The following is a 22595-nucleotide window of genomic DNA, read 5'->3' as shown; positions in this document are numbered from 1 at the left end:
CATGTCCCTCGCCGCCCGTCCCCGCCGTTCCGTCCTCTACATGCCGGGCGCCAATGCGCGCGCGCTGGACAAGGCCCGCAGCCTCGACGCCGACACGCTGATCCTGGACCTGGAAGACGCGGTCGCGCCCGACGCCAAGGCGCTGGCGCGACAGCAGGTTGCCGCGGCCCTGCGCGCCGGCGGCTATGGCCGGCGCGAATGCGTGGTGCGCGTCAATGCGCTCGATACGCCATGGGGCCTGGACGACGTGCGCGCCATCGCGCAGGCCGGCGCCGATGCGGTGCTGCTGCCCAAGGTGCAATCGGCGGCCGAACTGGAAGCCCTGGCGCAGGCGCTGGACGCGGCCGGCGCGCCCGCCGCGCTGCCGCTGTGGGCGATGGCCGAGACGCCGCTCGGTTTCCTGCGGCTGGACGCCATCGCCGGCGGCCACGCGCGGCTCGCGGCCATCGTGGTGGGCACGTCCGACCTGGTCAAGGACCTGCACGCCCGCCACACGCCCGAGCGCCACGAGACGCTGCTGGCGCGCTCGCTGGCGGTGCTGGCCGCGCGCGCCCATGGCCTGGCCGTGCTGGACGGCGTGCACCTGGGCCTGGATGACGACGCCGGGCTGGCCGCCGCGTGCCGTCAAGGACGCGACCAGGGCTTCGATGGCAAGACCTTGATCCACCCGAAGCAGATCGCCGCCGCCAACGCGGCCTTCGCCCCGACCGATGCCGAGCTGGCCAGCGCGCGCAAGCGGCTCGATTCCTGGCGCGCGGCCCAGGCCGCCGGCCAGGGGGTGGCGGTGGTGGACGGCGCGCTGGTCGAGAACCTGCATGCGCGCGAGGCCGAACGCCTGCTGGCCCTGGCCGACGCCATCGCCGCGCGTTCGGCCCCGGCCTGAGGCCGCGCCACGACTGGCTGAACCCGCCCTCGGGCGCGGGTCCGCGCGGCCGGCTACAATAGCGCCCGCGATCGGATGGGCATCCGCCCCGTCCGCCAGCCGCGCTTCGCGCGGCCCGCATGTCGCGCCGCCGGCGCGACCGCTCCACGGTTCCTTCTTTTTGCGCCGCACTTTGTGGCGGGAGCCTTGCCGCGCTTATTTCACGCCACCCCGGTCGGCTCCCTCCTGCCACACGATTCATGATCCGCTTCCAACAAGTTTCACTCATGCGCGGCGTCAAGCCCTTGTTCGACAAGGTCGACCTGCTCCTGAACCCCGGCGACAAGATCGGCCTGATCGGCGCCAACGGCGCCGGCAAGTCGAGCCTGTTCGGCCTGCTGCGCGGCACGCTGCATGCGGACCAGGGCGACCTGGACTATCCCGCCAGTTGGCGCATGGCCTACGTGGCGCAGGAAACGCCCGCGCTCGACCGCCCCGCCATCGAATACGCCATCGACGGCGACGTCACGCTGCGCAAGCTCGAAGCCGAGCTGGCTGCGCTGGAAGCGGAGCCCGAGAGCGCCGAGAACGGCCTGCGCATGGCCGACATCTACGCCGCGCTGGCCGATGCCGACGCCTACACCGTGCATTCGCGCGCCGAGCAGTTGCTGACGGGCCTGGGCTTCACCCAGGCGCAGATGCAGTTGCCGCTGACCAGCTTCTCGGGCGGCTGGCGCATGCGCCTGAACCTGGCGCAGGCCCTGATGTGCCCGTCCGACCTGCTGCTGCTGGACGAGCCCACCAACCACCTGGATCTGGACGCCATCATCTGGCTGGAAGACTGGCTCAAGCGCTATCCGGGCACGCTCATCGCGATCTCGCACGACCGCGACTTCCTGGACGGCGTGGTCAACGTCATCGTCCACATCGACGAGCGCAAGCTCAAGCGCTACTCGGGCAACTACTCGTCGTTCGAACGCCAGCGCGCCGCCCAGTTGGAACTGGCGCAAGGCATGATGGAAAAGCAGATGCGCCAGCGCGCACACCTGCAGTCGTTCATCGACCGCTTCAAGGCGCAGGCCAGCAAGGCGCGCCAGGCCCAGAGCCGCATCAAGGCGCTGGCGCGCATGGAAGAAGTGGCGCCGCTGCGCGCCGCCGCCGAATTCTCGTTCGAGTTCCGCGAGCCGCTGCGCGCGCCCAACCCGCTCTTGACGATGGACAAGGTCAGCGCCGGCTACCGCAACACCGACGAGGACAGCGGCGTCACTTGCGACAAGATCATCGTGTCGGGCATCGACTTCTCGCTGCAGGCGGGCCAGCGCCTGGGCCTGCTGGGCATCAACGGCGCCGGCAAGTCGACCTTCATCAAGACCATCGCCGGCGAGCTGCAAGCGCTGGCGGGCGAGACGCAATTCAACAAGGGCCTGTCGATCGGCTACTTCGCCCAGCACCAGGTCGAGATGCTGCGCCATGACGAATCGCCGTTGTGGCACATGACCAAGATCGCGCCCACGGTCCGCGAGCAGGAACTGCGCAACTTCCTGGGCAGCTTCAATTTCAACGGCGCCATGGCCACCAGTTCGATTGCGCCGTTCTCGGGCGGCGAGAAGGCCCGCCTGGCGCTGGCGCTGATCGTGTGGCAGCGCCCCAACCTGCTGCTGCTGGACGAGCCCACCAACCACCTCGACCTGGAAACCCGCGAGGCGCTGACCACCGCGCTGGCGCAGTTCGAAGGCACGCTGGTGCTGGTGTCGCACGACCGCCACCTGCTGCGCGCCACCACCGATCAGTTCATCATCGTGGCCGATGGCCGCTTCAGCCCGTTCGACGGCGACCTGGACGACTACAAGGACTGGCTCTACAAGACCAAGCTGTCGGCCAAGGCCGCGGCCTGACCGCGCGCCCCAACCGGCATAGAATCGCAAGCATGTCCCGCCGCGCCGCGGCGGCCCTCAGCGGGGCGGCCCGGCCGGGCGGCCCGCCCTCCTTCCCAGGGAGCCCATGGACAGTCTCAGCCAGCTCCTGTCGACCGCCGAGCCCGCGGGCACGGTGGACCTGCTGTGCCGCTACGGCGGCCGCTGGCGCGCCGATCATCCACAGGCGCCGGCCGGCCACGTGCCTTACCACGTCATCCTGCAAGGCGAAGGCGTGGCCCGCGTCGGCCGCGACGAACTGGCGCTGCGGGCCGGCGACATCCTGCTGCTGCCGCACGGCGCCTCGCACCTGCTGCGCGGCATCGACGAGCGCGCGCCGGCCGCCGCCGCGCCGCCCGACATCCGCCACAACGGCGTCCTGACCGAACTGACCCAGGAGGGCGCGGGTCCGCGCCTGGAAATGCTGTGCGGCGTATTCACGCTGGGCCGCGCCGGCAGCCTGCTGCTGATGGCGCTGCCGCAGGCGATGGTGCTGCGCGCCGCCACCCTGGGCGACAACACGGCGCTGGCCGCGCTGCTGGCGCTGATGCGCGCCGAGGCCGGACAGCCGCGGCTGGGCGGCGCGGCCATCATCAACCAGCTATCCACCGCCCTCTTCACGCTGGTGCTGCGCGCGCTGGTGCACGACGGCCAGCAGACGCGCGGCCTGCTGGCGCTGATGGCCGACCCCAGGCTGGCGCCCGCCGTGCAATCCATGCTGCGGTCCCCCACCGAACCGTGGACACTGGCCACCCTGGCCCAACGCTGCCATTTGTCGCGCGCGACCTTCGCCCGCCAGTTCGTGCGCGCCAGCGGCCTGACGCCGCTGCGCCTGCTGACCGCGATCCGCATGGAGCATGCGGCGCGCCAGTTGGAGCGGCTGAAGGAATCCGTGGCGCGCGTCGCCGCAGGCATCGGCTACCAATCGGAGGCCGCCTTTGCCCGCGCCTTCAAGCAGCACTTCGGCGTCGGCCCGGGCACGTATCGGCGCCAGGGCGCCGCGCCGGAAGGCGCGCCGGCCCGGGCGCGCGCCTAGGTGTGGCAAGAAAGCTGTCCGCGCCATGGTCCATTGGCGGGCCGGACGCGTTACAATCCCGCGAATTGCACGCCCGGCGCGATCTTCGACGCCACCTTCAACGGCCCCCGGGCGCGACAACCTCCAACCACGTCCCGCTGTCCGCGGGACGCGTTTTTTTAGCGCTCCTAGATGCCGATCAAAGACCAACTTTTCCTCGCCAGCCAGTACCTCGCGCCGCATCACCTGGTGTCGCGTTTCTTCGGATACGCCTCGGACTGCCGGGAACCCGCGGTCAAGAACTGGATGATCTCGCGCTTCGTGCGCAAGTACGGCGTGGACATGCGCGAAGCCGAGCAGGAAGACGCGCTGGCCTACGATTGCTTCAACGATTTCTTCACCCGCGCCCTCAAGCCGGACGCCCGCCCGCTGGACGATGAGCCCGGCGGCGTGCTGTGCCCGGCGGACGGCGCCATCAGCCAGATGGGCGCCATCGAGCATGGCCGCATCTTCCAGGCCAAGGGCCACAGCTATGGCCTGGCCGACCTGCTGGGCGGGGACAGCGAGCGCGCCGCGCCGTTCCAGGGCGGCGAGTTCGCCACCATCTACCTGTCGCCCAAGGACTACCACCGCGTGCACATGCCGGTGGCCGGCACATTGCGCGAAATGATCCATGTGCCGGGCCGCCTGTTCTCGGTCAATCCGCTGACCGCGCGCAACGTGCCGCGCCTGTTCGCCCGCAACGAGCGCGTGGTCTGCATTTTCGACACCGAGCACGGGCCCATGGCCCTGGTGCTGGTCGGCGCCATGATCGTCGCCTCGATCGAAACCGTCTGGGCCGGCCTGGTCACGCCGTACAAGCGGCGCGTCAAGGCCGTGCGCTACGACGACGCGGCGCGCGCGCCGATCCAGCTCGCCAAGGGCGCCGAGATGGGCCGCTTCAAGCTGGGCTCGACCGCCATCGTGCTGTTCGGCCCGGGCAAGGTGCGCTGGGCCGATACGCCGTCGGTGCGCGGTCCGGTCCGCATGGGAGAACTGCTGGCGCTGCCGCAGGCCTAGGGTCTATTTCCAAAAAAGCGAATAACCGCGTGCGGATTTATTCGCTTTATGCGATGAATCCGCCTGGGTAGATTGGCGGTTTTCCCCAGGCCCCGCCATGTCCGCCACGTCCCTGCCCGCTGCCGCCGCCCCCGCCACCGCCAGTCGTCCGTCCCGCGCCCTGATGCGCCTGCTGTCGCTGGACGACTTCGAGGCGGCCGCCCGCCGCCGCCTGCCCAGACCCATCTTCGGCTATGTCGCGGGAGCCGCGGAGGACAATCAGTCACTGCGCGCCAATCGCGAGGCCTTCGGCCGCTACGCCTTCCAGCCGCGCGTGCTGGTCGACGTGTCGCGCCGCAGCCAGCACGTCGAATTGTTCGGCCGCCGCTACGAATCGCCGTTCGGCATCGCGCCCATGGGCATCAGCGCGCTGTCCGCCTATCGCGGCGACATCGTGCTGGCGCGCGCCGCGCGCGAACAGGGCATCCCCGCCATCCTCAGCGGCACCGCGCTGATCGCGCTCGAAGATGTCATCAAGGAGGCGCCCGGTACCTGGTTCCAGGCCTACCTGCCCGGCGACCCGGTGCGCATCGACGCGCTGGTGGCGCGCGCGGCGCGCGCCGGCTACGACACCCTGGTGCTGACGGTGGACATCCCCGTGTCGGCCAATCGCGAGAACAACGTGCGCACCGGCTTTTCCACCCCGCTCAAGCCGAGCCTGCGGCTCGCCTGGGATGGCCTGACCCGGCCGCGCTGGCTCGCCGGCACCTTCCTGCGCACGCTGCTGGCCCACGGCATGCCGCACTTCGAGAATTCGTTCGCCACGCGCGGCGCGCCCATCGTGTCCGGCTCGGTGCTGCGCGATTTCAGCGCTCGCGACCATCTCAATTGGGAGCACGTGGCGCGCATCCGCCGGCAATGGCAGGGCGCCCTCATCATCAAGGGCATCCTGCATCCGGCCGACGCGCGGCTGGCGCGCGAGCACGGCGCGGACGGCATCATCGTCTCCAACCACGGCGGCCGCCAGCTCGACGGCGCGCTCTCGCCGCTGCGCGCCCTGCCCGGCGTGGTGGCGGCCGCCGGCGCCATGCCGGTGATGATGGACAGCGGCGTGCGCCGTGGTGGCGATGTCCTGAAGGCGCTGGCGCTGGGCGCGCGTTTCGTGTTCGTCGGACGTCCCTTCAACTATGCCGCGGCGGTCGGCGGCCAGGCTGGCGTGGCGCACGCGATCGGCCTGCTGCGCGCCGAGGTCGACCGCAACATGGCCATGCTCGGCATCAACCGCCTGGACCAGATGGACGCCAGCCTGTTGACCCCCGCGTGACGCCTGCCTGATGCCGCCGCCAGGCGCGCGGGTGTCATTTCCCTGCGGGACGCCGCGGCCGCAGGGCATAGAATGACGGTTCCTTCGCTATCGCCGGGCCGGCCTTCGCGCCGGCCCCCGCCCCGCCGCCCGTGTCCCTACGCCAATCCTCGTTTTTCCTGCGCTTTCTGACCCTGGGCGCGCTGGCCCACGTCTACGTCGGCGCCCGCCTGATTCCCGACGCCGGCCTGGACGGCCCGGGCTCGGCGACCGCGGTCCTGCTGCTGATCCTGTCGTGCATCCTGATCCCGCTGGGAATGCTGGCGCGCTCGTCCGTGCACCCGCCCTGGGGCGACCGCATCGCCTGGGTCGGCCTGATCGCCATGGGCCTGTTCTCATCGTTGTTCGTGCTGACGGTGCTGCGCGACGCGCTGTTGCTGGTGACGTGGCTGGTGAGCCTGGCGACCGGTCCGGGACTGCCCTGGATCGACTTGCGGCGCGTCAGCGCGATAGCGGTCGCCGCGCTGGCCCTGGCGGCCACGCTGGTCGGCTTCTACAACGCCCGCCGGCGCGCCCGCGTGGTGACGGTGGAGGTGCCGATCCGCGGCCTGCCGACCGACCTGGACGGCTTCACCATCGTGCAGATCAGCGATATCCACGTCGGGCCGACGATCAAGCGGCGCTACGTGCAGGCCATCGTCGACGCGGTCAACGAACTGTCCCCCGACGTCATCGCCATCACCGGCGACGTGGTGGACGGCAGCGTCGAGCAGTTGGCGGCGCAAGCCAGCCCGCTGGGCCAGTTGCGCGCGCCTTTCGGCGTGTACCTGGTGACCGGCAACCATGAATATTATTCAGGCGCCGCGCCCTGGGTCGCGGAATTCCGCCGCATGGGCCTGCGGGTGCTGATGAACGAGCATGCCGTGATCCATCCCGCCGGCCTGCCGGTGGTGGTGGCCGGCGTCACCGACTACAGCGCCGGCGCCTTCGATCCGCGCCAACGCAGCAACCCCGCGGCGGCGCTGGCCGGCGCGCCGGCCGACGCGTTGCCCAAGATCCTGCTGGCGCACCAGCCGCGCAGCGCGGCCGCGGCCGCGCCGCTGGGCTACACCCTGCAGTTGTCGGGCCACACGCACGGCGGCCAGTTCTTCCCGTGGGGCTTTTTCGTGCGCTTCCAGCAGCCTTATACGGCGGGCCTGCACCGCCTGGGCGACATGTGGGTCTACATCAGCCGCGGCACCGGCTACTGGGGGCCGCCCAAGCGCCTGGGCGCGCCGTCCGAAATCACCCGCCTGCGGCTGCGGCCGCTGCGCTGAATGCCGCCAGGCGCGGCGCGCAATCGCCGAGGCCGCGCCCCGGCGTCCTAGGCGTCGTCCGGCAGCGGGCCGCGCTCCAGGTAGCTGGTCAGCGCGATGTCGCTGGTGGTGTTGGTGATGCCCTCGATCTGGTGGATGCGCGCCAGCAGCGCCTCCAGCGCCTGGGTGTCGCGCACCCGCACTTTGAGCAGCATGGCGCTCTTGCCGGTGATGGTGTGGATCTCCTCGACCTCGGTCAATTCGGCCAGGCCGAGCACCTGCTGGGTAATGCTCCAGTTATTGGTATCCACATGCACGAACGCCAGCAGCGGCCTGCCGATGCGGGCGCCGTCCAGCCGCGCGGCGATGCCCTTGATGAGCCCGTCGCGCTTGAGGCGCTTGACCCGCTCGTGCACGGCGGGGGCCGACAGGTTCAGCAATTTGCCCAATTCGGCGTAGCTCGGCGAGGCGTCGTCCGCCAGCAGCGTTAATAGTTTTCGGTCGCGGTCGTCGAGATCTGACATTGGAATCTGGTTCTGCCTAACGGCATTCGAAGTTTTACGGGATAAAGGAATATCGGTATTAACCCTTATTTTATTCCAATAAAATTCCGCGGATGCAGAACCGCAACACCGCGCGCGCGCCGTCGCCCCGCCCGCCGCTTCCCCCCGCCATCCCCGCCTTGATGTTCGCCGTCAGCGTCGTCGGCTCGAACGGCCTGGCCCTCAGCCCGATCCTGTCGGACGTGGCGCGCTCGTTCGGCAGCACCGCGCTCACCGTCAGCACCGCCATTTCCGCCTACGGCGCGGCCACCGCCGCCAGCGCCTTTCTGCTGGCCGCCCGCATCGACCGCTGGGGCATCCGGCGCGCCCTGCTGATCGCCATGGCGGTGCTGATCGCGGCGCTGTCGCTGTCGGCCGCCGCGCCGCACTGGATCGTGCTGACCGTGGCCCAGGCGCTGGCCGGCGCCGCCGCGGGCGTGATCCTGCCGGCGGCCTACGGGTCGGCCTCGCTGGTGGCCGCCGCCGGGCAGGAAACCCGCGCGCTGGGCCGCGTGATTTCGGGCTGGTCGGTATCGCTGGTGGCCGGCGTGCCCCTGTCGGCGCTGATCTCCGACGCGGTCGGCTGGCGCGCCACCTACGCCGTGCTGGCGCTGTGCGCCGCGGTCGCGCTGGCCGGGCTGCGCAAGCTCCCGGAACGCCGCAGCGCCCACGCCGCCCCGCCCCGGCTGTCACGCCTGCTGGCGCCGCTGTCGTACCGCGACGTGCCGGTGCTGCTGCTGGGCTGCCTGGCGTTTTCCTCGGCCTTCTACGGGGTCTATGCCTTCCTGGCCGACCACGTGCGCACGCTGCTGGGCCTGTCGGCCGGCCAGGTCGGCTTCATCGCCTTCGCCTATGGCGCCGGCTTCCTGCTGGCCGGGCTGAGCGGCGCGCCGCTGATCGAACGCGTGGGCCCGCGCCGCGCCCTGCCGCTGGCCCTGGCCGCGATCGCCCTGGTCTACCTGGCGCTGCTGCCAGCCGCCCATGCGCTGACCGCCGTGCTGGCGCTGGCCGCGCTGTGGGGTGCGGCTTCGCAACTGAGCCTGAATCTGCTGGTGCTGTTGTTGTCGCGAGCCCGACCCGACGAGCGCGGCGCAGTGCTCGGACTGAACACCTGCACCACGTACCTGGGCGCCAGCGTCGGCACCGCCGTGGCCGGCGCGCTCTACACCCACGCCGGCTTCGAGAGCCTGGGGCTGGCCGCCGCGGCCGCCGTGGCGCTCGCCGCCCTGGCGCTGCGCTGGCGCCTGAACGGCCGCCGCGCCGGCGAACGCCGCGCCGCCGCCTGACGCCTCAGGCCGGCAGCACCACCGCGCAATCGCGCCCCGCGCGCTTGGCCTGGTACAACGCCTGGTCGGCGCGCCGCAGCACATCCGACATGCTGACGTCGGTTTCCAGGAAGCCGGTGATCCCCCCGCTGGCCGACAGCACCACCGCATGGCCGTCGATGTTGGCGGGATGCTGGCGCAGGCTGGCGCGCAGGCGGTCGCACACCGCCAGGGCCGCGTCCTGGTCGGCATCGGCCAGCAGCACCACGAATTCCTCGCCGCCCAGGCGTCCCACCGAATCGCCCTCGCGCAGGCAGGCCCGCAACTGGTCGCAGAAGTGCCGCAAGGCGGCGTCGCCGCCCAGGTGGCCGTAGCGGTCGTTGACCTGCTTGAAATAGTCCAGGTCCAGCATCAACGCCGTGTGGCCGGCGCCGCGCCGGGCAGCCTCCAGCAGGGTCTTCATGCGTTGCAGGATCTCGGCGCGGGTCCAGCAGCCGGTCAACCCGTCGACCTTCGCCAGCCGCGCCAGGGCGGCCTCGTTGCGGCGGTTCTCGGTCACGTCCATGCCGATGTTGACCACGCTGCCATCGGGCAGGCGCACGTTGGACCACATGACCGACAGGCACTCGCCGTCGCGTGCCAGCGGCCGCCATTCGCGAAAGCCCTGATGCGGCGTCGGCCCCACGCTGTCGAGGACGCGGGCGCGGACCTCGGGATCGGGGTAGAACAGCGCCAGCGGTTCGGGATGCCGATTGATTTCGTCGCGGGTCCAGCCGAAGCGGCGTTCGCAGGCGTCATTCCACAGCAGGCACTGGCCGTCTTCGTCGAAGGCGTTGATCAGCACGGGGGCGTTGTGGAACAGGGCCTCGTACTGAGCCACCACCTGGCGCAAGCGGGCCAGTTCCTCGTCGCGCGGGTCCGGCGCGCCCACGCCAGCCTCGCCGTCGAACCGCGACGGCGAGGCATTCAGGGCGTCATTCGAAGAAGCGAGTCGCATGGGATGGCGGGCGGGCAAAGGCGTCACGGCCGGGCCGCGGCGGCCCCGGGGATGCAAAGCGCGGCCAGTATACGTTCAAGGCCACGCGGCAACTGCCAAGAAACGTCAAGCCGCCCGGGGCGCCAGCCCGCCCCCGCCGCGGCGCGGCACTACCAGGGAAAACTGATCAGGTCGCCGTACAGGCTGCGCAGCCGGGCCTTGACCTCGGCCGACTGCTGATAGATGGCGATGAACTTGAGCAGCCGCGGGTCCTGCGCGCGGTCGGGCCGCGCGACCCAGCGGATGGCGTAGCGGCGCACATTGGCCGGGTCGGTATTGTCGAACGCCAGGCCGTCCTTTTCATCCAGGCCGGCCTGCTTGGCGAAGGTGGTGTACGTGACCGACGCGGTGACGTCATCGAACACCCGTGCCGACTGCGAGCCCTCGATCTGCACGAACTTCAGCTTTTTGGGGTTGTCGGTCACGTCCTCGAGCGTGGCCTGGTGCGCCACGCCGGGCTTGAGCTTGATCAGGCCGATGGACTCCAGCAGCAGCAAGGCGCGGCCGGTGTTGACCGGATCGTTGGGCACCGCGATGGTGGCGCCGTCCGGCAGCGGCTGGCCCTTCTTGAGCTTCTTGGAGAACAGGCCGATGGTGGTCGAATACCCATAGGCAATGGGCGTCAGGTTGGCGCCGCGACGGGCGTTGAACAGTTGCAGGAACGGTTCGTGCTGGAAGAAATTGGCGTCGACCGAGCCGTCGGCCACCGCGATGTTCGGCAGCACCCAGTCATTGAACTCGACCAGTTCCACCTCCAGGCCGGCCTTGCGCGCCTCGGCCACGGCCAGCTCGGTGGCGGCATTGGCCACGCTCGGGATCAGGCCGATGCGCAGCGGTTTGTCGGCCGCCAGCGCCGGACTGGCGCAGGCCAGCCCCAGGGCGGCCGCGGCGGCGCCGCGCGCCAGGGTCAGGAACAGGGATTGCAGAGACATGGGATCATCCGGAAAAGAATTCGATCGGCCCGGCTATTGTGCCGCAGCGCCGGCCCTGCCCGGCCAAAGGCCTTGCCCGCGCCATGGCGATCGCGTCACGCCACGGCGCTACACTCGACCCCGATACCGAAACCCTGCATGACGGAGTCCGACCTTGCAAAACACCGCCACCCTGCCCCCGCATGTCACCCTGATCGGCGCCCCCACGGACATCGGCGCGGGCGCGCGCGGCGCTTCCATGGGACCCGAGGCCCTGCGCGTGGCCGGCATCGGCCCGGTCATCGAGGCACAGGGATTTCAGGTCGCCGATCGCGGCAACCTCTACGGCCCGCCCAACCCCTGGCAGCCGCCCGTGGACGGCTACCGCCACCTGGACGAAGTGGCCGCCTGGAACCAGGCCGTGCACGACGCCATGTACGAGGCCCTGACGCAGGGGTCGCTGCCGATCCTGCTGGGCGGCGACCATTGCCTGGGCATCGGCTCGATCAGCGCGGTGGCGCGCCACTGCCGCGAGACCGGCAAGAAGCTGCGCGTGCTGTGGCTGGACGCGCACACCGACTTCAACACCAACGTGCTCACGCCGACCGGCAATATCCACGGCATGCCGGTGGCCTGCCTGTGCGGCCATGGTCCGGCCCAGATCACCGGCATGTCGGGCAAGACGCCCGACATCGATCCTGCCTGGGTGCGCCAGATCGGCATCCGCAGCGTCGACGACGGCGAGAAACGCCTGGTGCACCAGGCCGGCCTCGAAGTGTTCGACATGCGCTACCTGGACGAAATGGGCATGCGCGCGACGATGGAAGCGGCGCTGGCCGGACTGGACGCCGACACCCACCTGCACGTCAGCTTCGACGTCGACTTCCTCGACCCCGAGATCGCGCCCGGCGTCGGCACCACGGTGATGGGCGGCCCCACCTATCGCGAGGCCCAATTGTGCATGGAGATGATCGCCGACACCGGCCTGATGCGCTCGCTGGACGTCGTGGAACTGAACCCGGCCTTCGACGTGCGCAACAAGACCGCCGACCTCGCGGTGGACCTGATCGAGAGCCTGTTCGGCAAATCGACGCTGGTGCGGCGCGGCAGTTGACGCACGCTGGGCGGCGGCGGTGGCGCGGCGCGGGTTGCCGATTGCCACCGAACTGATTGAGAATGCCCCAGGTAGAACAAGAAACGCCCCCAGAGGAGACATTCCATGAAGTGCTATTGCGTCGTCAATTTCCGCGAACCGCTGCAGGAAGTGGATCAGCCCGTTCCCGTGCCGCAGGGCTCGCAGGTGTTGCTGAGGGTCCGCGCCGCGGGCGTCTGCCACAGCGACATCCACCTGTGGGAAGGCGGTTACGATCTCGGCCAGGGCCGCACCCTGTCGCTCAAGGAACGGGGCGTGACGCTGCCCCTGACGATGGGCCATGAGACCGTCGGCAGCGTGGTCGCCGCCGGCCCCGAGGCGACCGGCATCCAGACCGGACGCAACTACCTGGTCTATCCGTGGATCGGCTGCGGCGCCTGCCCCACCTGCCTGTCCGGTCAGGAAAACCACTGCACCGCCCCCGCCTGCCTGGGCACCCACCGCGCCGGCGGCTATGCCGAGCACATGCTGGTGCCGCACCCGCGCTACCTGATCGACATCGACGACCTGGATCCGGCCCGCATCGCTCCCTACGCCTGCTCCGGCCTGACCACCTATTCTGCGCTCAGGAAGATCGGCGAGACCGTCTACCGCGAGCATCCCGTGGTGATCTTCGGCGCCGGCGGCCTGGGCCTGATGAGCCTGACGCTGATCAAGGCGCTCGGCGGCAAGGGCGGCATCGTGGTCGATATCGACCCGGCCAAGCGCCAGGCCGCGCTGGAGGCCGGCGCGCTGGCCGCCATCGACGGCGCCGCGCCCGACGCCGCGCAGCAGATCATCAAGGCCGCCGGCGGCAAGCCGCTGCAGGCCGCTATCGACCTGGTCGGCGCGCCGTCCACCACCGCGCTGGCCTTCGACTTCCTGACCAAGGGCGGCAAGCTCATCATCGTCGGGCTGTTCGGCGGCGCCTCGTCATGGCCGATCGCGCTGATTCCGATGAAAGCCATGTCGATCATCGGCAGCTACGTCGGCAATCTGGCCGAACTGCGCGAGCTGATGGACCTGGTGCGGGCCGGCAAGGTGCCGCCGATGCCGGTGCACCGCTATCCGCTGCGCGAGGCCGACGGCGTGCTGGCCTCGCTGCGCGCCGGCAAGGTGCTGGGCCGCGCGGTGCTCACGGTGGATTGACCCTCCGCCGGGGCGCCGCGGCGGGTCGCGGCGCTCTCGGGGTCGGACGGATCGTCGGGCGTGCCTGGCCCCTGTCGCGAATGGGCCTATCATAGGCACCTGCGCAACCGCGCCCATCTTCCCGCAAAGGATCTCGCATGACCGACCGCCAGCTCACCATTCTCGCGGCCATCAACCTGCTGATCGCCGTCGGCGCCGGCGCCTTCGGCGCGCACGGCCTCAAGCGCCTGGTGACTCCCGAGCTGCTGGCGGTCTGGCAGACCGGCGTCATGTACCATCTGATCCACGGCCTGGGCCTGTTCATCATCGCGCTGCTCGGCGCGCGCTACGGTTCGCCACTGCTGTCGGCCGCCGGGTTGGTGATGTTCATCGGCATCGTGCTGTTTTCAGGTAGCCTGTACGTCCTGACCCTGACCGGCACCCACTGGCTGGGCGCGATCACGCCCGTGGGCGGCGCGGCCTTCCTGGCCGCCTGGGCGATGGTGGCGCTGGCCGCCTACCGCGCCCAGGGCTGAGCCCTCGCCGGGCCGCCGCCCGGCAACCCCGCATTACCTTCCTTGGCGGCCTCGGCCGCCTTTCCCGCTGAACCCCGATGTCCTCCTCTACCGTTTTTCCCGCCGCGCGTGACCATTCCGCCTTCGCAGGCATCGCCTGTGTCGCCGGCGGCATCTTCTTCCTGACGCTCAGCGACGCCAACGCCAAGTGGCTGGGCACCACCTACAACCCGCTGCAGATCCTGTTCCTGCGCGCGCTGATCGCGTTGCCGTTCGTCACCGCGCTGGCCGTCTGTCTGGGCGGGCGCCGAGTGCTGCGCACCGCCCATCCCGGCCTGCACCTGACGCGCGGCGCCATCAACGTGGTCTCGGCCTGTTGTTTCTACCTGGGGTTGCGCGCACTGCCGCTGGCGGAGGCCACCGCCATCGCGTTCGCCGCGCCGTTGTTCGTCACGGCGCTGTCGGTGCTGATCCTGAAGGAACGCGTCGATGGCCGCCGCTGGCTGGCGGTGCTGGCAGGGTTCGCGGGCGTGCTGATCATCGTGCGGCCCGGCACCGACGCGTTCCAGGCCGCGACCCTGCTGCCGTTGACCACCGCCTTCCTGTATGCCGTCATGATGATCACGGCGCGCGGCATCGGCCGCGGCGAAGGCATGCTGACCACCACCTTCTACATCGTTGCAGGCCAATTGGTGTGCAGCGCGGTGGCGCTGCCCTGGATCTGGCACACGCCGGCTCTGGCCGACCTGCCCTATTTCGCGGCGGTGGCGCTGTTCAGCACGCTGGGGCTGGCGCTGATCACGCAGGGCTTTCGCATCGCGCCGGCCTCCGTAGTGGCGCCGTTCGACTACACCGGCCTGATCTGGGCCACCCTGCTGGGCTGGATCTTCTGGCGCGAGGCGCCCGATGCCTACGCCTACCTGGGGGCGCTGTTCATCGCGGGCAGCGGCGTCTACATCGCGCTGCGCGAGGCGCGCGGCTCGCAGAAGCGGCGCGCCAAAGACTAGTGTGACGCGCCGCGGATACGCCCGCCCGCCGGGCAGCGATCGCCCCGCGCCCGTCGCCAGCGGCGGCGCGATGCCTACTCGGTCGGCGGCGGGAAATTGCGCTTGAGCGCGCGCGCCACGTTCGGTTCCTGGGCGGCCTGGCGCGCCACTGCCGTCAGCGCCGGACAGTTGGCCTCGAACCAGGCCTGGCCCGGCCGCCAGTGCGTCATCACCGTCACGTACAGGTCCAGCGCGGAAAAGCGGCGGCCCAGCATGTGCGGCGCGCCGGCCTGGCGTTCCAGTTCCTGCCACAGCTCCGCGCGCCGCGTATGTATCCGCTCGCGCAGCAGCTCGGCCGGGGCGCCCGGGGTGGTCCACTGCGGCGGGTCGTCGCCATACGTGAAGGTGGGATAGATCGCCGCCACCAGGCGCACCAGCAGGTTCAGGAAGCGCGTCCGTTCAGGCCGCGCAGGCTCCGGCGCCAGGCCCGCCTGCGGCGCGACGTCGTGCAGGTGCAGCACCATGGCCGCGCTTTCGGTCATCACCTCGCCGTCCGGCGTGATCAGCGTCGGCACCTGCCCCAGCGGATTCAGGTGCAGCAGCCGGTCGCGTTCGGGACCGGGCTTCAGATAAGGCACGTCGGTCAGCGTATGCGGCACGTTGGCCAGCGCCAGCGCCATTTCGACGACGGCCGAGCCGCAGCCCGGCGAGCCGATCAGTTCATACGTCTTCATGATTTTCACCCTCCCGTTTGCGCCGGCGCCAGCCGCAGCAACTCGCCCGGCGAGGCGTCGGTCAACACATAGACATAGCCGTCGAGTCCCTGCCGCACATCGCGGATGCGGGCCTTGCGCTCGCCCAGCAGGCGTTCCTCGGCCACCACCTTGTCGCCGTCCAGCGTCAGGCGGATCAGGTCCTGGTCGGCCAGCGCGCCGATGAAGAGCGAGTGGCGCCAGGCCGGAAAACGGTCGGCGTCATAGAACGCCATGCCGCTGATGGCCGGCGACTTGGCCCACCAGTACAGCGGCGACTCCATGCCCGGCAGCGTTTCGCCCTTGGCCTCGGGAATCGGCTGGCCGGAGTAATTAATGCCATACGTCGCCAGCGGCCAGCCGTAGTTCCTGCCGGGCTGTACCAGATTGATCTCGTCGCCGCCGCGCGGGCCGTGTTCGTTCTCCCACAGCGCGCCGGTCCAGGGATTGAGCGCCATGCCCTGCGGGTTGCGATGCCCGTAGGACCAGATCTCGGGGCGCGCGCCGGCCCTGCCGGCGAAGGGATTGTCGGTCGGCACCGAGCCGTCGACCTTCAGGCGCACCACCTTGCCCTGCAGCTTGTCCAGGTCCTGCGCGGTCGGGCGCTGGTTGTTCTCGCCCAGCGAGATGAACAGGTAGCCCTTGCCGTCGAAGACCAGGCGCGAACCGAAGTGCAGCCCCTGCGACAGCTTGGGCGCCTGGCGGAACAGCACCTGGAAATCCTCCAGCGCGCTGGCGTCGGCCGAGAGGCGGCCGCGGCCGACCGCGGTGCCGCTGCGCGAACCGTCGGATTCAGCATACGAAAGATAGACGTAGCGGTCCTGCGCGAAACCCGGCGACAGCGCCACGTCGAGCAGGCCGCCCTGTCCTTGCGCGGCCACCTTGGGCACGCCGGCCAGCGGCTTGGACAGGCCGCCCGGCGTGCGCAGCAGGCGCAGGGTGCCCGGCCGCTCGGTGATCAGCACGCCCCCTTCGGGCAGGAAGGCCATCGACCACGGATGATCCAGGCCGCCCACCACCACCGTCACCTGCGCGCGCGCGGCGGGCGGGTACTCGGGGCTTTTCTGCGGCGTGGCCCAAGCCGCGGCCGCGCACAAGGCGGCGCCGGCGAAGGCGATCAGGTACGAGGCGCGACGGATCGCGGACGGGCGTGACGGCATGGACATCTCCGGCGGCTGGGTGGGCGCGGCGGCGCTCGGCGGCGCCGCGCGGGTGGCGTACCATAGGAGCCAGCGACGGGTGGCCTCCCGTCCATTTCTCTCAGGAGACTCCCTTACATGAAACTGTACTACATGCCCGGCGCGTGCTCGCTCGCTTCCCACATCGTGCTGGAATGGATCGGCAAGCCCTACGACACACACAAGCTCAGCCGCGACGAACTCAAGGGCCCCGCGTTCCTCAAGGTCAATCCGCTGGGCGCCGTGCCTGCCCTGGACGACGACGGTTTCACCCTGACCCAGAACGTCGCGATCCTCGAATACCTGGCCGAACAGGCGCCGCAGGCCAAGCTGCTGGGCGACGGCTCGGCCCGCTCGCGCGCCGACGTGCGCCGCTGGCTCGGCTTCATCAACTCCGACATCCACAAGACCTTCTCGATGATCTTCGGCGCGGGTCGCTTCCTCGCCGAGGAAGCGCCGCAGCAGGAACTGGCCGCCTCCGCGTCCAAGCTGCTGACGCGCCTGTTCGCGCTGCTGGACGCCCAGTTGATCAACCAGCCCTACCTGGGCGGCGAAGCGCCGTCGGTCGCCGACGCCTACCTGTACGTGGTGCTGCGCTGGGCCCATGCCAAGCAGGTCGACCTGTCGGGTCAGGAGCACCTGGCCGCGTTCTTCAAGCGCATGCAGGACAACGCCGGCGTCAAGGCCGCGCTCAAGGCCGAAGGCCTGGAGTAAGCCTGCCAGGCCGGCATGAACGGCCGGCCCGAACGCCCCGCCGCCCTTGCGCGCCGGGGCGTTTTATCTTGCGCGCCGGCCTGATTGCCTTCAGCCGCCGACCAGCGCCGGCGCCGCGCTTTCCAGGACCTTCCTGACCGCCGCCAGGAAGCGCCGCGCCAGCAGCGGCGGCGCGCTCAGGTTTGAATGCGTGGCCCAGATCTCGACGCTGGCGCCCGGCGCGATCGGCCGCAGCACCATGCTGTCGGTCTGGTCGGGCGACACGCACCACGCGTCCACCAGCGCCGGCCCCAGGCCCTGCTGCACGAACGAACAGGCCGTCACCGGCGAATGCACCTCCACCGCCGCCGGGCAGGCCGGCGCGCCGCCGAAGAACGATTGCAGCGCGCGTCCCAGCGGCGTGTCGCGCGGATAGCCGATCCACGCCGCCGAAGCGAAATCCTCGGGGTGCACCACCTCGTGCGCGGCCAGCGGATGGCCCTTTGGCAGCGCGCAGATCACCGGCACCGTCGCCAGCCGGGTCGAGGCCAGGTTGGGATGATCGGGCGGTCGCATCGAGATGCCGATATCGGCCTGCCCCGACAGGAAATACGCCGCCAGTTCGTCGAACGTGACGCTGCGGTAATCGACCCGCGCGTCGGCGTTGCGGTCGCGAAAGCGCCCCAGCGCCATCGGCACCAGCCGCTGGCCATAGCTGGCGCTGGCCACGATCTTGAGCATGCCCGCGCCCGATTGCCCGAGGCTGGCCGCGAGATCGTTGACGCGCTGGATGCCGCCATAGACCTGCTCGACCTCGGCATACAGGCGCCGCGCCTCGGCGGTGGGCGAGAGCCGGCTCTTGACCCGCTCGAACAGGCGGTAGCCCAGGCGCGTCTCCGTCAGCGCCAGCACCCGGCTCACCGCCGGTTGCGACACATGCAGCATGCGCCCCGCGCCGCTGATCGAGCCGGCCATCATGATGGCGCGAAACACCTCGATCTGGCGCAGGTTCAGCGGCCGGCCGGCGCTCGGCCCGACCTCGTCGGCGTAGGCCTGCTCATCCATGTTGGTTCCCCTTGATCAATAACGGCGGATTATAGGTTTTCGACATTTTTCGATGACGCAGTGCCGCAATCCCGGTGCTAATCTGCCCGCCTCCACACAACAAAACAAGGGGAATCCAGCATGCAACGCACCTTCATCCGCAGCCTCGCCGCCCTGGCGCTGGCCGCCACCTTCAGCACGGGCGCGCAGGCCGCCGGCGCCTATCCCGACAAACCGATCACTTTCATCGTGCCGTCGGCCGCCGGCGGCTCGCCCGACGTGCTGTCGCGCCTGATCACCACGCAACTGGCCAAGGACACTGGCGCCACGCTGGTGGTGGAAAACCGCCCCGGCGCCGCCGGCAACATCGGCATCGCGCTGGTCAAGCGCGCCGCGCCCGACGGCTACACCGTGGGCTACGGCAACATCAATACGCTGGCCGTCAACCGCTCGCTGTTCAAGCGCCTGCCCTACGACGTCGACAAGGACCTGACGCCCGTGGCGCACATGTTCGACCTGTACAACGCGCTGATCGTGCCGGCGGATTCGCCTATCAAGAGCGTGCAGGACCTGATCGACCGCGCCCGCAAGGAGCCCGGCCGCCTGTCGTATGGCGCCTCGGGCGTCGGCACCACCGGCCACATGGGCGGCGAGCTGTTCAAGAGCATGGCCAAGGTCGACGTCATGTTCATCCCGTACAACGGCGGCCCGGCCGCCATCCAGGACCTGCTGGGCGGCCGCCTGGACTACCTGTTCGTCAACACCTCCGAGGCCACCCCGCTGGTCAAGAGCGGCAAGGTGCGCGCCATCGGCGTCAGCAGCCTCAAGCGCCTGGCGCTGATGCCCGACGTGCCGACGCTGGACGAAGCCGGCCTGAAGGGTTACGAAACCGTGGCCTGGGGCGGCGTGGTCGCGCCCAAGGGCACCCCGCCCGAGGTCGTGACCAAGCTCAACGCCGACATCCAGAAGGCGCTGCAGGCGCCCGAAGTGCGCACCGGCCTGGAAACGCTCGGCGCCGTGCCCGCCAGCGGCGCGCCGGATGAGTTCAAGCAACTGATCGATCGCGAAACCGCCAAGTGGAAGCAGATCATCGACACCGCCGGCATCGAGAAACTGGACTGAGCCCCGCCATGACGGACCGCAGCACCCGGATGAACCCCGCTCCGCAAGCCGACTTCATCGTGGCCGGCGCCACGCTCATCGACGGCAGCGGCGGGCCGTCGCGCCAGGGCGACCTGGCGGTGCGCGATGAGCGCATCGTGGCGCTGGGCGATTTCGCCCACATGCCGGGCGTGCCCGTGATCGATGCCCGCGGCCTGGCGCTGGCGCCCGGCTTCATCGACTCGCACACCCACGACGACGGCTACCTGCTGGCGCATCCGGACATGCTGCCCAAGGTCTCGCAAGGCATCACCACGGTCGTCACCGGCAACTGCGGCGTCAGCCTGGCGCCGCTGTCGCGCCGGGAGATCCCGCAGCCGCTGGACCTGCTGGGCCCGCCGGACCTGTTCCGCTTCGACACCTTCCGCGCCTGGCTCCAGGCGCTGGCCGAGACGCCCGCCGCGGTCAACGTCATCCCGCTGGTCGGCCACACCACGCTGCGCGTGGCCGTCATGGACGACACCGGCCGCGCCGCCACCGACGCCGAACGCCAGGCCATGCGCGCCCTGCTCGACGAAGCGCTGGCGGCCGGCGCCTTCGGCGTCTCCACCGGCACCTTCTACCCGCCCGCCAGCGCCGCGCCCACCGACGAGATCATCGACGTCTGCCAGCCGCTGCGCGGCCGCGCCGGCGCGATCTACGCCACCCACCTGCGCGACGAGGCCGACCGCATCGTGCCGGCCATGGAAGAGGCGCTGCTGATCGGCCGCGAACTGGAGTGCCGCGTGGTGTTCTCGCACCACAAGCTGGCCGGCGAACGCAACCACGGCCGCAGCCGCGAGACGCTCGACATGATCAGCCGCGCCGCCGCCACGCAGCGCGTCTGCCTCGACTGCCATCCATATCCGGCCACCTCGACCATGCTGCGGCTGGACCGCGCCCGCCTGGCCAGCCGCACCATGATCACGTGGTCAAAGGGCTACCCCGAGGCCACCGGCCGCGACTTCAGCGAGGTCATGGCCGAACTGGGCCTGGACGACGAAGCCGCCATCGCCCGCCTGGCGCCCGCCGGCGCCATCTACTTCCTGATGGACCCGGCCGACGTCAACCGCATCTTCAGCCATCCGCTGACCATGGTCGGCTCGGACGGCCTGCCCTTCGACCCGCACCCGCACCCGCGCCAATGGGGCACCTTCACCAACGTGCTGCGCACCATGGTGCGCGAACAACGGCTGCTGTCGCTCGAAACCGCCATCCACAAGATGACCGGCCTGGCGGCGGCCCAATACGGCCTGACCGAGCGCGGCCTGCTGCGCGAGGGGTATCATGCTGATCTGGTGCTGTTCGATCCCGCCAACGTCACAGACACGGCCACTTTTTCAGCTCCCATTCAGGTCAGCCAGGGCATCCACGCCGTGTGGGTCAATGGCAGGCAGGTGTGGGATGGGGAACGGACCGGCGCCGAACGCCCGGGCCAGGTACTGGCACCCGGTGATGCAATACCTTGGAGTCAACAAAGTGAATAGCTATTCCCAGGGCTGTTACCTGGGTGTTTTGGGCGGCATGGGCCCCATGGCCGGCGCCGCCTTCGCGCTCCGCCTCGCGGCGCTCACGCCCGCCGACGCGGACCAGCAGCACATCCCCACCCTGCTTCGCAACGATCCGCGCATCCCCGATCGTTCCAGCGCCTACATGGCCGGCGGCGAGAATCCCCTGCCCTACATGGTCGAAGGCGTGCGCTTCCTGGAACGCGCCGGCGCCCAGCTCATCGCCATCCCCTGCAACACCGCGCATCTCTGGTACGACGACATCGCCGCCGCCACCCAGCGCCCCGTGCTGCACATCATCCAGGCCGTCATCGACGACCTGCGCCGCCTGGGCCTGCAGCAGGGCCGCATCGGCCTGATGGGCACCGCCGCCACGCTCAAGCTCGGCCTCTACCAGCGCCACCTCGAAGCCCAGGGCTACGAATGCATCGTCCCCGACGACGATGAAGTCGAACGCTACTGCATGGCCTCGATCCGCGCCGTCAAGGGCAACCAGCTCGAAGCCGCCTTCGCCCCCGCCGCCGACTGCATCGCCCGCCTCAAGGCCCGCGGCGCCGACGCCGTCGTCCTGGGCTGCACCGAACTGCCCCTGGCCGTGCCCCACGCCCTGCGTCCCAGCCTCGGCATCACCCTGACCGACTCCATCGACGCCCTGGCCCGCGCCGCCATCGCCCACTACCTGGCCGACCAGCCCGAGCAACGCATCGCGGCATAGGCAAGGCCCGCGAGTTGCGCGACCGCGCGACAACCGGGAGAATCGATCCGTGGGCCACCCTGTCGGTGGCCCCGGACTATCCAGGAGTGAAGGACGTGCGCAACCCCGTTCTCGCGGCAATGCCGACCAGCATCATGAAAGGCCGGCGCCGGCAAAGCGCTCAAGGCAAACATGCGATCCTGCACGCGGCATTCTGCGCCGTCCTCGCCAGCGCCCCGTTCCTGCCAGTCAAAGCCGCCCACGCCGCGGGCTTCGACTGCAAGGCCGCGAAAACCCATGTCGAACATCTGATCTGCGCCGACCCATCGCTATCCAGGCTGGACGACCAGGTGAAGGATCTCTACGACAAGATCCAGGCCGAAACCGCAGGCCGTGACGGTGAAACCGGTGAATGGCGCGATCCCATGGCAAAAGAGCAGACCCAATGGCGCACCACCGTGCGCGACCGTTGCCCCGACGCCGCCTGCCTGAAATCCGCCTACGAGGCCCGCATCGCCGCCATGAAAAAGAACTGGGCAGAAGCGCTAGGCCCCGCGGACAAGTAATACGCGACGCGCTCCGGCGTCGTCGAATCCTGCTATTTGAAAGCCCAGGCGCCCCGATCCCAGTGCCAGAGATTGAAGG

General features: G+C 70.0%; 22 protein-coding genes. 16 read left to right on the top strand and 6 right to left on the bottom strand.

What is annotated here, in order from left to right; all coding sequences use genetic code 11:
- Nucleotide 1: 1 nt before the first annotated feature.
- From ACUDCK_RS13305 to ACUDCK_RS13280, 6 genes are all read left to right on the top strand, one after another.
- The gene (locus tag ACUDCK_RS13305) at nucleotides 2-883 is read left to right on the top strand and encodes an HpcH/HpaI aldolase/citrate lyase family protein (protein ID WP_175167859.1); all 882 of its coding nucleotides are present in this window, start codon (nucleotides 2-4) and stop codon (nucleotides 881-883) included.
- A 239-nt stretch (nucleotides 884-1122) separates the two neighbouring features.
- Nucleotides 1123-2757 (top strand): ATP-binding cassette domain-containing protein, encoded by a 1635-nt coding sequence (locus tag ACUDCK_RS13300; protein ID WP_175167860.1) that lies wholly within the window; start codon nucleotides 1123-1125, stop codon nucleotides 2755-2757.
- A gap of 106 nt (nucleotides 2758-2863) precedes the next feature.
- Complete coding sequence (locus ACUDCK_RS13295; RefSeq protein ID WP_054502582.1) at nucleotides 2864-3811, top strand: cupin domain-containing protein; 948 nt, start codon at nucleotides 2864-2866, stop codon at nucleotides 3809-3811.
- Nucleotides 3812-3982: 171 nt separating this feature from the next.
- Nucleotides 3983-4849, top strand: coding sequence for an archaetidylserine decarboxylase (asd, locus tag ACUDCK_RS13290; protein WP_054502583.1), 867 nt, complete (start codon nucleotides 3983-3985; stop codon nucleotides 4847-4849).
- Nucleotides 4850-4946: 97 nt separating this feature from the next.
- Nucleotides 4947-6152: an alpha-hydroxy acid oxidase gene (locus ACUDCK_RS13285; protein WP_175167861.1), complete on the top strand. Its 1206-nt coding sequence runs from the start codon at nucleotides 4947-4949 to the stop codon at nucleotides 6150-6152.
- 131 nt (nucleotides 6153-6283) lie between these two features.
- The gene (locus ACUDCK_RS13280) at nucleotides 6284-7447 is read left to right on the top strand and encodes a metallophosphoesterase (RefSeq protein WP_054502585.1); all 1164 of its coding nucleotides are present in this window, start codon (nucleotides 6284-6286) and stop codon (nucleotides 7445-7447) included.
- A gap of 47 nt (nucleotides 7448-7494) precedes the next feature.
- Here the strand turns inward: ACUDCK_RS13280 and ACUDCK_RS13275 are convergent, their stop codons facing one another.
- A complete protein-coding gene (locus ACUDCK_RS13275; protein WP_175167862.1) occupies nucleotides 7495-7950 on the bottom strand; it encodes an Lrp/AsnC family transcriptional regulator in 456 nt (151 codons plus the stop codon).
- A gap of 92 nt (nucleotides 7951-8042) precedes the next feature.
- Between ACUDCK_RS13275 and ACUDCK_RS13270 the strand changes: the two genes are divergently transcribed.
- The gene (locus ACUDCK_RS13270) at nucleotides 8043-9254 is read left to right on the top strand and encodes an MFS transporter (protein ID WP_175167863.1); all 1212 of its coding nucleotides are present in this window, start codon (nucleotides 8043-8045) and stop codon (nucleotides 9252-9254) included.
- A 4-nt stretch (nucleotides 9255-9258) separates the two neighbouring features.
- Here ACUDCK_RS13270 and ACUDCK_RS13265 read toward each other — a convergent pair whose 3' ends face one another.
- Both ACUDCK_RS13265 and ACUDCK_RS13260 read right to left on the bottom strand, forming a co-directional pair.
- Nucleotides 9259-10230, bottom strand: coding sequence for a sensor domain-containing diguanylate cyclase (locus ACUDCK_RS13265; protein WP_231133008.1), 972 nt, complete (start codon nucleotides 10228-10230; stop codon nucleotides 9259-9261).
- Nucleotides 10231-10379: 149 nt separating this feature from the next.
- A complete protein-coding gene (locus ACUDCK_RS13260) occupies nucleotides 10380-11201 on the bottom strand; it encodes a MetQ/NlpA family ABC transporter substrate-binding protein (protein ID WP_175167864.1) in 822 nt (273 codons plus the stop codon).
- 154 nt (nucleotides 11202-11355) lie between these two features.
- On the opposite strand from ACUDCK_RS13260, the gene rocF reads away from it, so the two are divergent.
- The 4 genes from rocF to ACUDCK_RS13240 all read left to right on the top strand — a co-directional run bounded on the left by rocF (nucleotide 11356) and on the right by ACUDCK_RS13240 (nucleotide 14962).
- Nucleotides 11356-12294, top strand: coding sequence for an arginase (gene rocF, locus ACUDCK_RS13255; protein ID WP_064526688.1), 939 nt, complete (start codon nucleotides 11356-11358; stop codon nucleotides 12292-12294).
- Nucleotides 12295-12399: 105 nt separating this feature from the next.
- Complete coding sequence (locus tag ACUDCK_RS13250) at nucleotides 12400-13461, top strand: alcohol dehydrogenase (RefSeq protein WP_445659317.1); 1062 nt, start codon at nucleotides 12400-12402, stop codon at nucleotides 13459-13461.
- A 137-nt stretch (nucleotides 13462-13598) separates the two neighbouring features.
- Entirely contained in the window at nucleotides 13599-13976 is a 378-nt protein-coding gene (locus tag ACUDCK_RS13245; protein ID WP_054434041.1) for a DUF423 domain-containing protein, read from the top strand.
- A gap of 77 nt (nucleotides 13977-14053) precedes the next feature.
- Nucleotides 14054-14962 carry a DMT family transporter gene (locus ACUDCK_RS13240; RefSeq protein WP_144657240.1) on the top strand — a complete coding sequence of 303 codons (909 nt, stop codon included), beginning with the start codon at nucleotides 14054-14056 and terminating at the stop codon, nucleotides 14960-14962.
- 74 nt (nucleotides 14963-15036) lie between these two features.
- Here the strand turns inward: ACUDCK_RS13240 and ACUDCK_RS13235 are convergent, their stop codons facing one another.
- Both ACUDCK_RS13235 and ACUDCK_RS13230 read right to left on the bottom strand, forming a co-directional pair.
- Nucleotides 15037-15675, bottom strand: a complete 639-nt coding sequence (locus ACUDCK_RS13235; protein WP_064526703.1) for a glutathione S-transferase family protein — start codon at nucleotides 15673-15675, stop codon at nucleotides 15037-15039.
- Between the two features lie 5 nt (nucleotides 15676-15680).
- Nucleotides 15681-16853 (bottom strand): PQQ-dependent sugar dehydrogenase, encoded by a 1173-nt coding sequence (locus ACUDCK_RS13230; protein WP_175167865.1) that lies wholly within the window; start codon nucleotides 16851-16853, stop codon nucleotides 15681-15683.
- A 117-nt stretch (nucleotides 16854-16970) separates the two neighbouring features.
- Between ACUDCK_RS13230 and ACUDCK_RS13225 the strand changes: the two genes are divergently transcribed.
- Nucleotides 16971-17585, top strand: coding sequence for a glutathione S-transferase family protein (locus ACUDCK_RS13225; RefSeq protein WP_175167866.1), 615 nt, complete (start codon nucleotides 16971-16973; stop codon nucleotides 17583-17585).
- A gap of 90 nt (nucleotides 17586-17675) precedes the next feature.
- On the opposite strand, the gene ACUDCK_RS13220 is transcribed toward ACUDCK_RS13225, so the two are convergent.
- Complete coding sequence (locus ACUDCK_RS13220) at nucleotides 17676-18629, bottom strand: LysR family transcriptional regulator (protein ID WP_054502593.1); 954 nt, start codon at nucleotides 18627-18629, stop codon at nucleotides 17676-17678.
- Between the two features lie 120 nt (nucleotides 18630-18749).
- On the opposite strand from ACUDCK_RS13220, the gene ACUDCK_RS13215 reads away from it, so the two are divergent.
- From ACUDCK_RS13215 to ACUDCK_RS13200, 4 genes are all read left to right on the top strand, one after another.
- Nucleotides 18750-19730, top strand: coding sequence for a Bug family tripartite tricarboxylate transporter substrate binding protein (locus ACUDCK_RS13215; protein WP_054502594.1), 981 nt, complete (start codon nucleotides 18750-18752; stop codon nucleotides 19728-19730).
- Between the two features lie 8 nt (nucleotides 19731-19738).
- Nucleotides 19739-21235 (top strand): N-acyl-D-amino-acid deacylase family protein, encoded by a 1497-nt coding sequence (locus ACUDCK_RS13210; RefSeq protein ID WP_175167867.1) that lies wholly within the window; start codon nucleotides 19739-19741, stop codon nucleotides 21233-21235.
- A gap of 46 nt (nucleotides 21236-21281) precedes the next feature.
- Nucleotides 21282-21971, top strand: a complete 690-nt coding sequence (locus ACUDCK_RS13205) for an aspartate/glutamate racemase family protein (protein ID WP_233639140.1) — start codon at nucleotides 21282-21284, stop codon at nucleotides 21969-21971.
- A 95-nt stretch (nucleotides 21972-22066) separates the two neighbouring features.
- Nucleotides 22067-22516 (top strand): lysozyme inhibitor LprI family protein, encoded by a 450-nt coding sequence (locus ACUDCK_RS13200; protein WP_240806502.1) that lies wholly within the window; start codon nucleotides 22067-22069, stop codon nucleotides 22514-22516.
- Nucleotides 22517-22595: the final 79 nt, after the last annotated feature.

It is taken from the genome of Achromobacter sp. CF-sbj1-Ac2-l (assembly GCF_052698165.1).
The sequence above is the reverse complement of the archived record's forward strand: the minus strand, read 5'-3'. Positions and strand labels throughout refer to the sequence as shown.